Source organism: Paenibacillus farraposensis (genome assembly GCF_020736845.1).
Lineage (GTDB): Bacteria > Bacillota > Bacilli > Paenibacillales > Paenibacillaceae > Paenibacillus > Paenibacillus farraposensis.
The window spans coordinates 136,584-149,900 of the sequence record NZ_JAFFQR010000105.1; the positions used below are offsets into that span (position 1 = coordinate 136,584).

Below are 13,317 nucleotides of genomic sequence, written 5' to 3' on the forward strand. Positions count from 1 at the left end.
AGCAACCTGAAAAGGGTTGTTCTTTTCATTCCGCAATTGATTTCATGCTGCCGCTAGCAAGGCGCATATTCGTCAACATATGATTATTCGCGAAAGGGAGTCAGGGGAATGCCAAACGATTCATTGTCCAGATCCGGCAATCGCAATAGAAGCACACCTAAAGAAAAGCCGAAGGGCAAGAAAAAGAAAATTACAGGTAAGCGAATTGGGTGGACGCTGTTTATTACAGCGGCGTTAGCCATATTTTGCGCACTTGCCGGATACTTGTTTGTCATGGTTAACGGAGAAAAGATTTACCAAGCGAACAAGGATAAAATTACAGTAAATGAGACGTCGAAGGTTTACGATCGCAACGGTGTGCTCATGGGTGAGCTGTCCGTACAAAAAAGCGATCCTGTTACAAGTAAGGAAATTCCGGATTTGCTCAAAAAAGCTTTTGTGGCGACTGAGGATAAACGGTTTTATGAACATCAGGGTGTGGATATTTGGTCCATTGGTCGGGCGGCTGTGAAGGATGTTATAGCCCGTTCAGCAGTGGAGGGGGGCAGTACGCTGACCCAGCAGCTGGCCAAAAACCTGTTTTTGTCGCGTGACAAAACCTTTTTCCGTAAAGCAACCGAGGTCTCAATTGCGATGGCTTTGGAACGGAATTTGAATAAAGATCAGATTATTACGCTGTATCTGAACCGGATTTGGTTTGGACGCTCGTATTCTGGGATTAAAGCAGCATCAGAGGGCTATTTTGGAGTGAGTGATCTAAACAAATTAAAGTTGTGGCAGATCGCTACATTAGCGGCCATTCCCAAAGGTCCTTCCAAATATAACCCGATCAGTAATCCGGAGAACTCGAAGGCCCGGCGTGCCGTCGTACTTCAGCTGATGTTTGAGCAGGGGATAATTGGCAAGCAAGAGATGGAAGAGGCCAAGGCTGTGAATTACGATTACAAGCAACCGGAAAAAGTTCAAAAGTATCAGAATTTTATGGAATATGTCATGGAAGAGGCAGAGCAAGCCCTGCCAGGCGTTAGTGGAAATGACCTGATTATTGGCGGTTATAAAATTCATACGACTATGGATGCCCAGGCTCAAAATGCACTGGATCAGGCGATGGCAGATGATGACATGTTCGAAAAAAGTCCGGACGACCAGCAAGTCCAGGCTTCTATGGTTATTATTAACAACCAGACAGGCGGAATTGCCGCCATGTCACCTGGACGGGATTACAAAAAGGGAACCTTTAACCGGGCAACTCAAAGCCGCAGACAGCCAGGTTCGGCCTTTAAGCCGATTGCAGCTTATGCACCGGCTCTTGAATCCGGTAAATTTACGATGGATACCCCTTTAAGCAACGAACGGCAAAGCTTTAACGGCTATAGCCCGAAAAACTTGCATGGATATTCTTCAACGATCAGCATGCTCGATGCGATTACGAATTCCGAAAATATCCCGCCAGTATGGCTGTTGAACCAAATTGGCGTTGAAAAAGGGGTTCAATTCGCGGAGAGTCTGGGTATTCCGATGGATAAAAATGATCACTCGCTTGCGATCGCCTTGGGTGGATTAAGCAAAGGGACCAATACCCTTGAGATGGCACAGGCCTACAGTGCTTTTGCCAACAAGGGACAATTCCAAAAGGCTTATTCTATAAAGCAAATTAACAATAGTGAGGATCAAGTGGTTTACACTCACGAAGAGCAGTCTAAGCCTGTAATGAGTGAGAAGACGGCTTATGAAATGACACTGATGATGCAAAACGTGGTCAATAGCGGCACAGGCCGCAAAGCACGTATTGACTGGCCGGTAGCAGGCAAGACGGGCACGACCCAAAGTGGAATCCGCGGCAACAGCGGAAACAGGGACATCTGGTTTGTTGGGTATACACCGGAGTATACCGGAGCCGTATGGATGGGATACGACAAGCCTGACAGCAAGCATATGCTGAGGAACTACAGCGGACAGTCTGCAGCCTTTTTCGGCAGAGTCATGGGCGATGCGCTCAAGGGACACCCGGTTACGCAATTTTCCCAGCCGAAGGGATATGAACCACCGGTAGAAAAGAAACCGGCCGAGCCAGTTCAGACTGCTGCTCCAAGCGGTCTGAAAGGATCTTATAATCAGGATACTCAAATTGTATCCCTGTCCTGGACTGCGGCAGCAGGAGATAATGTACAGTACCGCGTGTATCGTAAAGGGGCTTCCGATGCAGGCTATACGCCGATTATGGAGGCGATGAACGGCACGAGCGCTGAAGATACGTCTCCTGTGGCAGGAAATGCGTATGATTATTATGTCGTCGCTTATGGAGCGGATGGTAAAGAATCCGCCCCTTCCAATACGATTCATATCGAAGTGCCGGCAGACACTGCACCGGTAGATCCACAGCAGGGAACCGATCCTAGCCAGGATGGAACCTTACCGGAAAACGGTGGGACTACAGACGGTCAAAACGGCACAGATCAAGGAAATACAACCCCGGGCGGTGTGAATAACGATACGGGCTCGGGGCAGGTTCCGGTGACTCCTGGGGATACCGGTGGAAATGGCGCCGGAGGTGTGTGGAACAATAACGGAAACGGTAACGGAAATAATGCCAATCAGGGAAATGGTCAGAGTACCATACCGGATACAGGCAGCCCTGACCAGAATACAATGGTGAATCCGGAGAGTACGGATACATCTACAGGAGCTCCGCTGGATGGAGGCCTGGAGAACAACTCCAATGGCCGTTCAAATTCCAATCGTGGACACCGCAACTAGAATTAGCAAGCTTTGATTGAAGTAAGACGACTTGTTTCAAGCTAAAGGTATTTTTGGGCCTTACTATGGTCCGAAAATACCTTTTTTGTTGTTATGACAGTATCTTTTTTGAGTGTACAGTTTAAATATGGTAAGCTGGGTTTACCAATGTTGGAGAGGAACATCATTATGAAGCGCAAATTCGGAGACCGGGCCAACTGGCGTAGAATCACGAATCGCAAGTTTACTTGCCGGTATGTAGAAAGTGACGCGTTTACAGGATATGTGACCCTGTATACCATTTTGAGTCTCAAGGATCCATTATGGAAAAGCTACGGTGGTCATACGTTTTGCATAGCCGATAAAGGTTATTCCTGGCTGCAGTACTATCCCAAGGGTGAGCATTATGTGGTGACTGCCATGTTTGACAATCGCGAGCAGATCGTGGAATGGTATATTGATACCTGTCGGAATCAGGGCGTGACCGATCAGGGGGTCCCCTGGTTTGACGATTTGTATTTGGATGTCGTGGTGCTCAAAAACGGAGAAATTTTCTTGGTGGATGAGGATGAGCTAGAGGAAGCGCTACAGCGCGGGCATATCTCAAAGCAAGAGGCAGAATTGGCTAACCGTACAGCGGCTGATGTGCTACATCGGATTGATGCCCACATGTTCCCCTATTTTAAAATGTCGTTGAAACACCGGGCAGAATGGTTTCACAACGGTGACTTCAAGAGGGAGCGATGAACGTTTTGCAGCGGATTGGCAATATTGGGCCAAAGCGCCCCCAGTCTCAAAAAAGGCCAAGTCCTGCAGGTAAGAGATTTGTCATCCCCAAGCGGCTCACATTGTGCTTGCTTATCGTTTTCTTGACCGGATTGGTATGGTCAGGCATCCGAGTCTGGAACATGAATACTGCTGCCTCTACCACTCCGCTTCGGCCGGCACAAATCGGCATCGTATTAGGCGCTTCTATGTGGGGAGCAGAGCCAAGCCCTGGATTAAAGGAAAGGCTGGAAGAAGCCTTGCGGCTGTATCGTAATGGAACCGTAAAGCGTTTGATTGTGAGTGGAGGGCTGGATAAGCCCGATTTTCCGTATACGGAAGCTGAGGGGATGCAACGCTATTTAATAGACCGGGGCATCCCTGCCCAGCATATTATATTGGAAAACCAAGCGACCAGCACCTATGAAAACCTGCTGTACAGCCAGCAAATTATGAAAGAGCATGGATGGACATCGTCCATAATCATTACACATAGCTATCATGGCCCTCGCGCGCTAGAGATTGCCCAGTTTTTGGATTTCGATCATCCCCAGATGGCTCTGACGGAATCCAACGTGCTGAATATGCCGCTTCATCAATCAAGAGAGATTTTGGCTTACGCTAAATGGACGCTGCAGCGATGGTGGATCAGTGCTCAAATTGCGGTGACTTGAAGCGGGAAAGGTGCTTTGTCTGCATTTCCGCTCTTTTTGTGCTAATAAGGACATGCCGGGCCGAATACATTAGTAGGGTAAGCTGTGCCTGAAGAAATGTTGAGGTGATGGATGTATGAACGGACGGGGAATCGCCGCGGGCAAGCGGTCGGAGGAGAGACCTTCCAGACAAATCAATGTCGTGCTGCGTAGCCCGGAGCCGATTGCTTCGGTGACTGTGGACGAGAAGGAAGCAGCTGATTCAACCAAGCCGCAGGCCCTACCGCAGTATCTCAGTCTTTATCAGGAAATTCAGAAAGAACTCGATCATCTCGTTGGCTTGGATAACATTAAAGATCTTGTATTTGAAGTATATGCCTTTTTGCAGATCGCCCGTATGCGCACGGATGCGGGTTTGTTGAGCAATGCTCATGTGTATCACATGATTTTCAAAGGGAATCCAGGTACGGGGAAGACGACGGTAGCTCGCATTATCGCTAAAATGCTGCAAAAAATGGGGGTGCTGAGTAAAGGCCATCTGATTGAAGTGGAGAGAGCTGATCTGGTAGGTGAGTATATTGGACACACAGCTCAAAAAACACGGGACCTGGTCAAGAAGTCTCTCGGCGGAGTGCTGTTTATCGATGAGGCTTACAGTTTGGCACGCGGAGGAGAAAAGGATTTCGGCAAAGAAGCGATTGACACCTTGGTAAAGTCTATGGAAGATCAGAAAAATCAATTTATTTTGATCCTTGCCGGATATTCAGGGGAAATGGACTTTTTTTTGCGCACGAATCCCGGTTTGCCTTCCCGCTTTCCGATTCAGTTGGATTTTCCTGACTATACCGTTGATCAGCTTATCCAAATTTCCGAGATGATGGCCAAGGAGCGGGATTATATTCTGATGCCCCAGTCCATACTCAAAATGAAAGAGCATTTGCTGAACGAACGCAATAGCAGTCTTCATGCATTCAGTAATGCGCGTTATGTGCGTAACGTGATTGAAAAAGCAATTCGGCACCAGGCTGTCAGGCTGCTCAATCAATACAAGAGCGGGCAGCCCGGCAAACAGGAATTGATGACGCTGCGTCCGGAGGATTTGAAATTGGACAAAAGATAGGCGATAATAGGAATCTGAATCACATCGAATGACATGATTTCGAACGGGACCGGCCTGAATATCAGGTCGGTCTCTGTTCGAGGGTTGATATGAACATAAAGGAGCAAACAGTATGGCGAATTCCACATATGATACACAAACCGAAATACTGGACAAGGCCGTATTGGTCAGTCTGATTACGGATGAAGTCAAACGCTCTGGCATCAATACAGAATATTCGCTGGATGAGCTGGTGAAGCTGGCTGAGACGGCGGGAGTTGAAGTGCTGAGCGTCATGACTCAGAATAGAGAGACAAAGGACTCCAAATGGTTTATTGGTAAAGGCAAAGTAGAGGAATTGCGTGCAGTTGCCGAGGAATTGGGAGCGAATACGGCTATTTTTGACCAGGAGCTGTCGGGGGCTCAGGTACGAAATCTCGAAGAAAGCCTGGACCTCAAAATTATTGACCGGACACAGCTCATTCTGGACATTTTTGCCCAGCGCGCGAAAACACGTGAAGGTATAATTCAGGTCGAGCTGGCACAGCTGTCATATTTGCTTCCGCGCCTATCCGGACATGGTAAAAACCTGTCACGGCTCGGAGGCGGGATCGGAACGCGCGGTCCTGGTGAAAGCAAGCTGGAAACAGACCGTCGTCATATTCGTGACCGAATCAGCGATCTGAAACGCCAGTTGGAAGAGGTGACCCGGCACCGGTATTTGCACAGGGAGCGCAGACAAAAAAGTGGAGTTGTACAAGTAGCGTTAGTCGGTTATACCAATGCAGGCAAATCGACGCTGTTAAAGCAACTGACGGCGGCCGATGTATATATTGAAAACCAGCTGTTTGCAACGCTCGATCCGACCTCCAGAACGATGGAATTGCCGAGTGGCAAAGAAGTCATCCTCACAGATACGGTCGGATTTATTCAAAATCTGCCTCATGATTTGGTAGCTTCTTTCCGCGCTACTTTGGAGGAAGCGAATGAAGCCCATCTGATTTTGCATGTGGTGGACGCTTCCTCGGACATGCGCGACGAACAGATGAAAGTTGTGGAGACGATCTTGCAGCAGCTCGGTGCCGCGGATAAGCCTCAGATTGTATTGTTTAACAAAAAAGACGCTTGCACCCCTGAGCAATTGGAAATGCTTCCTTCCGGGGAAGGTTATTTGAAAATCAGCTCATTCGATGAAGCCGATTTGTTGCGCATCCGTGAGCTGGTTCAGGAGCATTTGAGCGGTGATACATTAAGATTCCGCCTTCCTGCCGAACGCGGCGACCTGACATCTGTGCTGTACCGAATTGGGGATGTGCTGCTAACAGAGTATGATGGCAATGATGTCATATATGAGGTGGAAATCCAAAAAGGCGAGTATGAAAAATATGGGCATGTGCTGAGCGAGTTCACAGAATCTTAACATCCGATAATGCTTTTAGGTCAATGAAATGATAAAGCTCATCGTCTAAAGCGAACAAAAATATAACATCAATAGCCTATGGCTGCGTAAGAGAGAGGGTCAAGCAGGGGAAATGGTAGTTTTCAGTCCAGAAATTCAACAAATTCAGGAAAAAGTAGAACAGAAAATACAGGAACGCATACGTCATATAGATCATATTGTAGACGCCAATCAGTGGAAGGTTATCCAGTCCTTCCAGCGGAAGCGGGTAAGCGATTTTCATTTTGCAGGTTCGACGGGATATGCTTACAATGACCGGGGACGTGAGGTGCTGGAAGAGGTCTATGCCGATGTATTCGGTGCGGAGGCAGCGTTGGTGCGTCCGCATTTTGCCTCGGGCACCCATACGATCGCTACCGCATTATTCGGTGTGATGCGTCCAGGAGACGAGCTATTGTACATCACCGGGCGGCCTTATGATACGCTGCACAAGGTGATTGGCAAGCCTGGAGATGGGACAGGATCACTGCAGGATTTTGGCGTTACTTATAGAGAAACAGCATTGACAGCAGAAGGCAAAGCCGACTGGGAAGCTGTAGAAGCCGCAATCCATGCGAGCACCAAGGTGATCGGTATTCAGCGTTCCCGCGGTTATGATTGGAGAGCCTCCTTTAGTGTAGCGGATATTGAGGAAATGACAGCGCGCGTCAAGGCAATAAAACCTGACGTCATCGTCTTTGTGGACAATTGCTATGGTGAGTTTACCGAAAAGCTGGAGCCTACTCAGGTCGGTGTCGACTTGATGGCAGGTTCATTGATTAAAAATCCAGGTGGCGGTATTGCTGAAACGGGTGGTTACATTTGTGGTAAACAAAAGTATGTAGAACTGGCAGCCTATCGTTTGACAGCGCCTGGAATTGGCGGAGAAGTAGGGGCCATGTTGGGAACTACGCGAGGTATTTTTCAGGGCCTATTCCTTGCTCCAACATTGGTTGGACAGGCGGTAAAAGGCAGTGTGTTTGCAGCTGCGGTTTTTGAGGAAATGGGTTTTGATACCAATCCAGCCTGGTATGAAGACCGTACGGATCTGATTCAGGCCATCTCTTTTAGCGGGCCAGAGCACCTCATTGCTTTTGTGCAGGGAATTCAGCGAGCAGCGGCTGTGGACAGTCATGTAGTGCCTGAGCCGTGGGATATGCCAGGCTACGAGCATCCGGTTATCATGGCTGCGGGTACTTTTATACAAGGGGGAAGCCTGGAATTATCGGCAGATGCTCCAATTCGTGAACCCTACATTGGTTACATGCAAGGGGGCTTAACTTACTCTCATGTGAAATATGGAGTGCTTATGGCCCTGCAAACGATGAAAGAACGCAAATTATTGTGAGTTTTTCTCACATGTCATTGACACTTTGTATCAGCTAAATGTACAATAAGGTGCATAATAGATCACTGGAAGGTTGATGACAAATGGGCGACGAAATTCGCAGAAATATGGCCTTATTTCCAATAGGTATTGTCATGAAGCTAACGGACTTGTCAGCACGTCAGATTCGTTATTATGAACAGCATAACTTGATAGTTCCGGCCCGTACATCGGGTAACCAGCGTCTTTTTTCCTTTAATGATGTAGAGCGTTTGCTTGAAATCAAGGCCTTAATTGAAAAGGGTGTGAACATTGCGGGCATTAAGCAAGTGATGAATCCGGTTACCAAAGAATCGGAGGAGGCTACAGTTATTACCGCAGATACGGAAGTCAAACGCCGTGAAATGTCCGATACCCAGCTTCATCGCTTGCTGAAACAACAGCTGGTGGCAGGTAAAAGACCGGGTCAGGTGTCCCTGATCCAAGGCGAATTATCACGGTTTTTCAATAAAAGATAGACATTGCTGTACTTTTTGGACTCATCATGTAAGAAATTAACGGAATAGCTGATTTGTACACAGTTGCTACAGAAAGGGAGAGGTTAATGTGAGTTATACTAGAGAAGATATTATGCGAATTGCGAAAGAAGAAAATGTTCGCTTTATTCGTTTGCAGTTTACCGATTTGCTTGGCACAATTAAAAACGTTGAAATTCCAGTCAGCCAGTTAGAAAAAGCATTGGACAACAAAATGATGTTTGACGGTTCTTCCATTGAAGGGTATGTCCGGATCGAAGAGTCTGACATGTACTTATACCCGGATTTGGACACATGGGTTGTATTCCCTTGGGTAACTTCGGATCGTGTAGCCCGTTTGATTTGCGATATTTACAAGCCGGACGGCTCTCCATTTGCAGGTGACCCGCGCGGTATTTTGAAGCGTGTGCTTAAGGAAGCGGAAGAAATGGGATACACTTCGATGAATGTTGGTCCTGAACCGGAATTCTTCCTGTTTAAAACAGATGAAAAAGGGGAGCCAACCACAGAACTGAATGACCAAGGCGGATATTTTGACCTGGCACCGATGGATCTGGGTGAAAACTGCCGTCGCGAAATTGTTCTTAAGCTTGAAGAAATGGGCTTTGAAATTGAAGCATCCCATCATGAGGTTGCTCCTGGCCAGCATGAGATTGACTTTAAATATGCAGATGCGATCAAAGCGGCGGATCAGATTCAAACATTCAAGCTCGTTGTTAAGACGATCGCACGCCAGCATGGTCTGCACGCCACCTTTATGCCAAAACCTTTGTTTGGTGTGAATGGCTCCGGTATGCACTGTAACCAGTCATTATTCAAGGGCAATGAAAATGTATTTTATGATGAGACAGATGAACTCGGATTGAGTGATATTGCTCGCCACTATATGGCTGGTATTCTCAAGCACGCACGTGCCATGGCTGCAATCACGAATCCAACGGTAAATTCGTATAAACGTCTCGTACCTGGTTATGAGGCACCTTGTTATGTTGCATGGTCTGCAAGCAACCGCAGCCCGATGATTCGGATTCCTGCATCTCGTGGGCTGAGTACTCGTGTCGAAGTTCGCAACCCAGACCCGGCTGCCAACCCTTATCTGGCCTTGGCTGTTATGCTGAGAGCTGGTTTGGATGGTATCAAACGTGAGCTGCCTCTTCCAGCTCCAATTGATCGTAATATCTATGTTATGTCCGAGGAAGAGCGGATCGAGGAAGGCATTCCAAGCCTGCCTGCAGACTTGAAGGAAGCTTTGTCTGAGCTCATTCGAAGTGAAGTGATCTCTGAAGCACTGGGCGACCATGCCCTAGCTTACTTCTACGAGCTTAAGGAAATTGAATGGGATATGTATCGCACACAGGTTCACCAGTGGGAACGTGATCAATATCTGACGTTGTATTAAAATGGGAAATCCCTTGGCGCTCTAAGCGCTGAGGGATTTTTGCTTTTGTGGGTAATCCATCAGTTTTTTAGCACTACCTAGTTTTCCCCACAAATTCCCCACAAAAAAATAATTATTGAAGTAGACTTTCGGTAAAAGATTCATATTTCTTGATGCTATTCATCTCTATTTTTTTTGAGATATGTGCATAGACGTCAGCTGTTATTTGGATGCCTCCATGCCCAAGTCTTTCCTGTATATACTTCATGGTAGCTCCAGCTTCAAGCAACAGGACCGTATGAGTATGTCGTAAAGAATGGATAGGAAGAGACGGTAATTTTGCCCGCTTTAAAATCCGGGAAAAAGCATTGAAAAGCGTGGATTTAGGGATTAGCCTACCATCTGTTCGACACATTACCAAATTCAGATCATGCCTATACATTTCATTCAAGATAAGTTTGTTTTGATCTATAACATTCATATGATGTCTAAAATCCGCTATAATAGTATTGCTGAGTTGTAGTATTCTCTCAGAATTATCATTCTTCGTGTCCCCGGACAGTTCCTCATGGGCTTCGGGAAAATCAAAATCTAAAGTTTTTTTAACGACCACGGTTTTATTTTTCAATTCAATATCTGACCACTTCAACGCGGCTGCTTCACCTTTACGCATACCTGTCTCGATCAAAAACTTGAAGAAAAACCAGTAAACGGCAACTCGCTTGCTGAGAATGCGATTGTTGATGGAAAGGCGCATGTACCTTTGAGAGCTGTGTCCGATTCTTTAGGAGCTGGTTTAAAGGTGGACGGAAAAACAATTCAAATTACTACTAATTCAAGTACATCTTCAAGTGCATCTTCTGATGTAAATGTTGTACCAGGCTCTACTTCAGTGGATGATAGTAACAATAAGTTTGAACAAAAACTGGTGGATAGAAAAAAAGAATTGGAACAAACAATTGCTACAACGCAAAAAGGGATTGAGGATCAGTTGGTGAATCTTCAAATTGCACAAAAAAGCCGAGAAAAAGTATCTGATGAACGCTTTTTGTCTATCGGGGATCAAAAGATTCAAGGATATAAAGACCAAATCACTCAGCTTGAGAGTATTATAGAAAAATCAAAAAAGAGATTGAAGAGATTGATAAAACTCTTTCCAGCAAACAAAAAAATTAGAAAAGGTGATTTATCGTGATGCTATATGAATTCTTTAGGTACTTTGGTGGAGCCGCTGCGTTGCTCGGTTCGCTTGGAGGTTTCTTTCTTTGGAGACAAGAAGACGAACTTATACTCGGTGTAAAGGACTGAAATATGAAACCAAGAAAGATTTAGCTGAGACAGCGGAAGTCTTTGCTAAATATAAGACTGAACTAGAAGAAATAAATAAAGCTATAGCGGCATTGAAATAAAATCAGTATTACCAAGGTATTAAATAAAATACAACAGAGATATATAGAAAGACCTCTCCGTACTGGAGAGGTCTTTACTCTTATTTATACACATACATCCCAAGCCCCAATAATCATAATTATAATCCCTTGGATGTTGTATAAGGTGTTTTGAGCGTTCAATCCAGAAATTAAGCTCCTCAGTCTTAGCGAAGGTGCTCACCTTTTCTAATAGTACGGATAATTCTTTTATACCTTCCTCTTCTCCAGATTCAACAACATCACCAGTGAAAACATAAAGACTACTTAGAAAAAAAGGAATGTGTTTGCATTTTTCGTCATCGACAAAGTTGCATATCATGGGTATGTTTTCAAAGCTATTCACAGCTAGTTCCCAATCCTGGTCCGGTATTTTCATATCGCTGTATGCCCATATTCTAATTTCCTTTTGGTTTGGGTTCCAAGCATGTTGGACATCTCTCCACATTCTTATCCACCCTTTTCAATTGAGTTCTCATTCTCCGATAGTGCAATAATGATTGCCACCTTAAAAGAAAAAGGTAAATTCACTGCCTTAAATAAATAAGAATATTGTAGACACTATGTGCAATCGTTGGAGCCCATATCGAAGAAGTCTTTTTATATATAAATCCAAGAATGTATCCTACGAGAAATATGGTCACATAGTTAAGAAGTGAATATCCTGAAATAATACCTATTGGAAAGTGTACCCCCATAAAAAGTATGGCTTGTATAAAGTTATTTCCTTTTACCTGATGGTCTCTTAGTTTATTCATAATGAATCCTCGGAACACCACTTCTTCAGAAAATGCCGCTAATGGTGTAATGATCCATCTGATTCCTATGTCAAATCTAAAACCATTAAAGATAGTAACCTCGATTACTACCAATAATAATCCAATAATTCCACCAGTAAATACTCCCTTGATAATATTTTGTTTTAGTTTTATGTAGTCAATGATTTGTCGCAGCCTTACTCGATCGATATATACGAAATAAATGACTACCAGCCCGATCCAAAAAAACAGTTTTATTAAGAATGATATCAAATAAAGATTCAAATCAGATATTTTTGGATGGAATGTTAGTTCCTTAATTGTCCAGCCCATGTAAAAAAACAATATAAAGAGAATAAGTTTACTTTTAGTCATTTTGTTGTTTCCTTTAATAAATTTCTTTGATATTACCATAAATTGTTCTGTAACTCCAATATCCGTAGTGATTTTAGATTGGCGTTTATTGGGGATAAATAGAACAATGTTTCCCTTTAAAATCCGCAGCGTTATAGTAACAAAACCAATTTAAGATACAAGTATGAAAGCCTCGTAGACAATATAATTGTTTGTGCAAGCACCGCTAAAGGACAGATCGCGATAGGAAATGACGAAGACACATCAATATCAACTGCAGATATTGAAGATAACAAGATAGAACTCAACAATATAAACAGTGCAGGAATCTACCTAGTTGGTGATCCAACAAACAAGTTTGAAAACATATCTATCTCCAGCAATATCGTAACAGGTAAGATGCGAGCAGCAATTTTTGTCGGCAGCTCTACGATGCCAAGCACATTTGCCAATTTCAAAAATGTTCTGGTATCGGAAAATACCATTGATATGGATATCAGAGACTCCACTAGCGCTCATTACATTTCTGCTATCCGTGTAAGAAATGGCATTAGCGCTGCTATTTGTAACAATACCGTACGCTTTGCCTGCCAAGGAGGTGGTTATGCAGAGGCTAAAATCATAAGAGCCGATAGCTTTAAGGACATTTTGATAAGCGCAAATCAAATTATAATGTCGGATTCCAATTTTCGAACAGACGCACAGTTATACGGGGTCCAACTCGAAATGGATTCAGCTATAACAAACAGCCTTTATTGCAAAGCGAAGATAATCTTAAATATGGTGCTTGGCACGGGATACCGATGGGGGATATCAGAGCGCGGAGGGGTTAATGTTTCAAACTTC

At 44.8% G+C, this 13,317-nt stretch carries 14 protein-coding genes; 11 read left to right on the top strand and 3 right to left on the bottom strand.

The window, feature by feature from the left end; all coding sequences use genetic code 11:
* Window positions 1-108 precede the first annotated feature (108 nt).
* The 8 genes from JO375_RS17015 to glnA all read left to right on the top strand — a co-directional run bounded on the left by JO375_RS17015 (window position 109) and on the right by glnA (window position 9,953).
* Window positions 109-2,757, top strand: coding sequence for a PBP1A family penicillin-binding protein (locus JO375_RS17015; protein WP_229525580.1), 2,649 nt, complete (start codon window positions 109-111; stop codon window positions 2,755-2,757).
* Between the two features lie 168 nt (window positions 2,758-2,925).
* Window positions 2,926-3,483, top strand: a complete 558-nt coding sequence (locus JO375_RS17020) for a DUF402 domain-containing protein (RefSeq protein WP_229525581.1) — start codon at window positions 2,926-2,928, stop codon at window positions 3,481-3,483.
* The gene (locus tag JO375_RS17025; RefSeq protein ID WP_229525582.1) at window positions 3,480-4,175 is read left to right on the top strand and encodes a YdcF family protein; all 696 of its coding nucleotides are present in this window, start codon (window positions 3,480-3,482) and stop codon (window positions 4,173-4,175) included. The genes JO375_RS17020 and JO375_RS17025 overlap by 4 nt, the downstream gene beginning before the upstream one ends.
* Window positions 4,176-4,290: 115 nt before the next feature.
* Window positions 4,291-5,274, top strand: a complete 984-nt coding sequence (locus tag JO375_RS17030; protein ID WP_229525583.1) for an AAA family ATPase — start codon at window positions 4,291-4,293, stop codon at window positions 5,272-5,274.
* 112 nt (window positions 5,275-5,386) lie between these two features.
* Complete coding sequence (gene hflX / locus JO375_RS17035) at window positions 5,387-6,673, top strand: GTPase HflX (RefSeq protein WP_229525584.1); 1,287 nt, start codon at window positions 5,387-5,389, stop codon at window positions 6,671-6,673.
* 112 nt (window positions 6,674-6,785) lie between these two features.
* Window positions 6,786-8,039 (top strand): methionine gamma-lyase family protein, encoded by a 1,254-nt coding sequence (locus tag JO375_RS17040; protein WP_229525585.1) that lies wholly within the window; start codon window positions 6,786-6,788, stop codon window positions 8,037-8,039.
* Between the two features lie 83 nt (window positions 8,040-8,122).
* Complete coding sequence (locus JO375_RS17045; RefSeq protein ID WP_007430683.1) at window positions 8,123-8,536, top strand: MerR family transcriptional regulator; 414 nt, start codon at window positions 8,123-8,125, stop codon at window positions 8,534-8,536.
* 88 nt (window positions 8,537-8,624) lie between these two features.
* Entirely contained in the window at window positions 8,625-9,953 is a 1,329-nt protein-coding gene (gene glnA, locus JO375_RS17050; RefSeq protein WP_229525586.1) for a type I glutamate--ammonia ligase, read from the top strand.
* A 112-nt stretch (window positions 9,954-10,065) separates the two neighbouring features.
* Here glnA and JO375_RS17055 read toward each other — a convergent pair whose 3' ends face one another.
* Window positions 10,066-10,689 carry a site-specific integrase gene (locus JO375_RS17055; RefSeq protein WP_229525587.1) on the bottom strand — a complete coding sequence of 208 codons (624 nt, stop codon included), beginning with the start codon at window positions 10,687-10,689 and terminating at the stop codon, window positions 10,066-10,068.
* 15 nt (window positions 10,690-10,704) lie between these two features.
* Between JO375_RS17055 and JO375_RS17060 the strand changes: the two genes are divergently transcribed.
* Window positions 10,705-11,127, top strand: coding sequence for a hypothetical protein (locus JO375_RS17060; protein WP_229525588.1), 423 nt, complete (start codon window positions 10,705-10,707; stop codon window positions 11,125-11,127).
* Window positions 11,128-11,197: 70 nt separating this feature from the next.
* A complete protein-coding gene (locus JO375_RS17065) occupies window positions 11,198-11,341 on the top strand; it encodes a hypothetical protein (RefSeq protein WP_229525589.1) in 144 nt (47 codons plus the stop codon).
* A gap of 19 nt (window positions 11,342-11,360) precedes the next feature.
* On the opposite strand, the gene JO375_RS17070 is transcribed toward JO375_RS17065, so the two are convergent.
* Together JO375_RS17070 and JO375_RS17075 are read right to left on the bottom strand one after the other, a co-directional pair.
* Entirely contained in the window at window positions 11,361-11,807 is a 447-nt protein-coding gene (locus tag JO375_RS17070) for a hypothetical protein (protein ID WP_229525590.1), read from the bottom strand.
* Between the two features lie 79 nt (window positions 11,808-11,886).
* Entirely contained in the window at window positions 11,887-12,492 is a 606-nt protein-coding gene (locus JO375_RS17075) for a CPBP family intramembrane glutamic endopeptidase (protein WP_229525591.1), read from the bottom strand.
* A 411-nt stretch (window positions 12,493-12,903) separates the two neighbouring features.
* Here JO375_RS17075 and JO375_RS17080 point away from each other — a divergent pair.
* On the top strand, window positions 12,904-13,317 hold a 414-nt coding region (locus JO375_RS17080; protein ID WP_229525592.1), incomplete at its 3' end, for a hypothetical protein.

Excerpts from the sequence above, each read along its gene's own strand:
- JO375_RS17015 (WP_229525580.1), top strand. The coding sequence starts at position 109 with ATGCCAAACGATTCATTGTCCAGATCCGGCAATCGCAATAGAAGCACA.
- JO375_RS17020 (WP_229525581.1), top strand. The coding sequence starts at position 2,926 with ATGAAGCGCAAATTCGGAGACCGGGCCAACTGGCGTAGAATCACGAAT.
- JO375_RS17025 (WP_229525582.1), top strand. The coding sequence starts at position 3,480 with ATGAACGTTTTGCAGCGGATTGGCAATATTGGGCCAAAGCGCCCCCAG.
- JO375_RS17030 (WP_229525583.1), top strand. The coding sequence starts at position 4,291 with ATGAACGGACGGGGAATCGCCGCGGGCAAGCGGTCGGAGGAGAGACCT.
- hflX (WP_229525584.1), top strand. The coding sequence starts at position 5,387 with ATGGCGAATTCCACATATGATACACAAACCGAAATACTGGACAAGGCC.
- JO375_RS17040 (WP_229525585.1), top strand. The coding sequence starts at position 6,786 with ATGGTAGTTTTCAGTCCAGAAATTCAACAAATTCAGGAAAAAGTAGAA.
- JO375_RS17045 (WP_007430683.1), top strand. The coding sequence starts at position 8,123 with ATGGGCGACGAAATTCGCAGAAATATGGCCTTATTTCCAATAGGTATT.
- JO375_RS17055 (WP_229525587.1), bottom strand. The coding sequence starts at position 10,689 with ATGCGCCTTTCCATCAACAATCGCATTCTCAGCAAGCGAGTTGCCGTT.
- JO375_RS17070 (WP_229525590.1), bottom strand. The coding sequence starts at position 11,807 with ATGTGGAGAGATGTCCAACATGCTTGGAACCCAAACCAAAAGGAAATT.
- JO375_RS17075 (WP_229525591.1), bottom strand. The coding sequence starts at position 12,492 with ATGACTAAAAGTAAACTTATTCTCTTTATATTGTTTTTTTACATGGGC.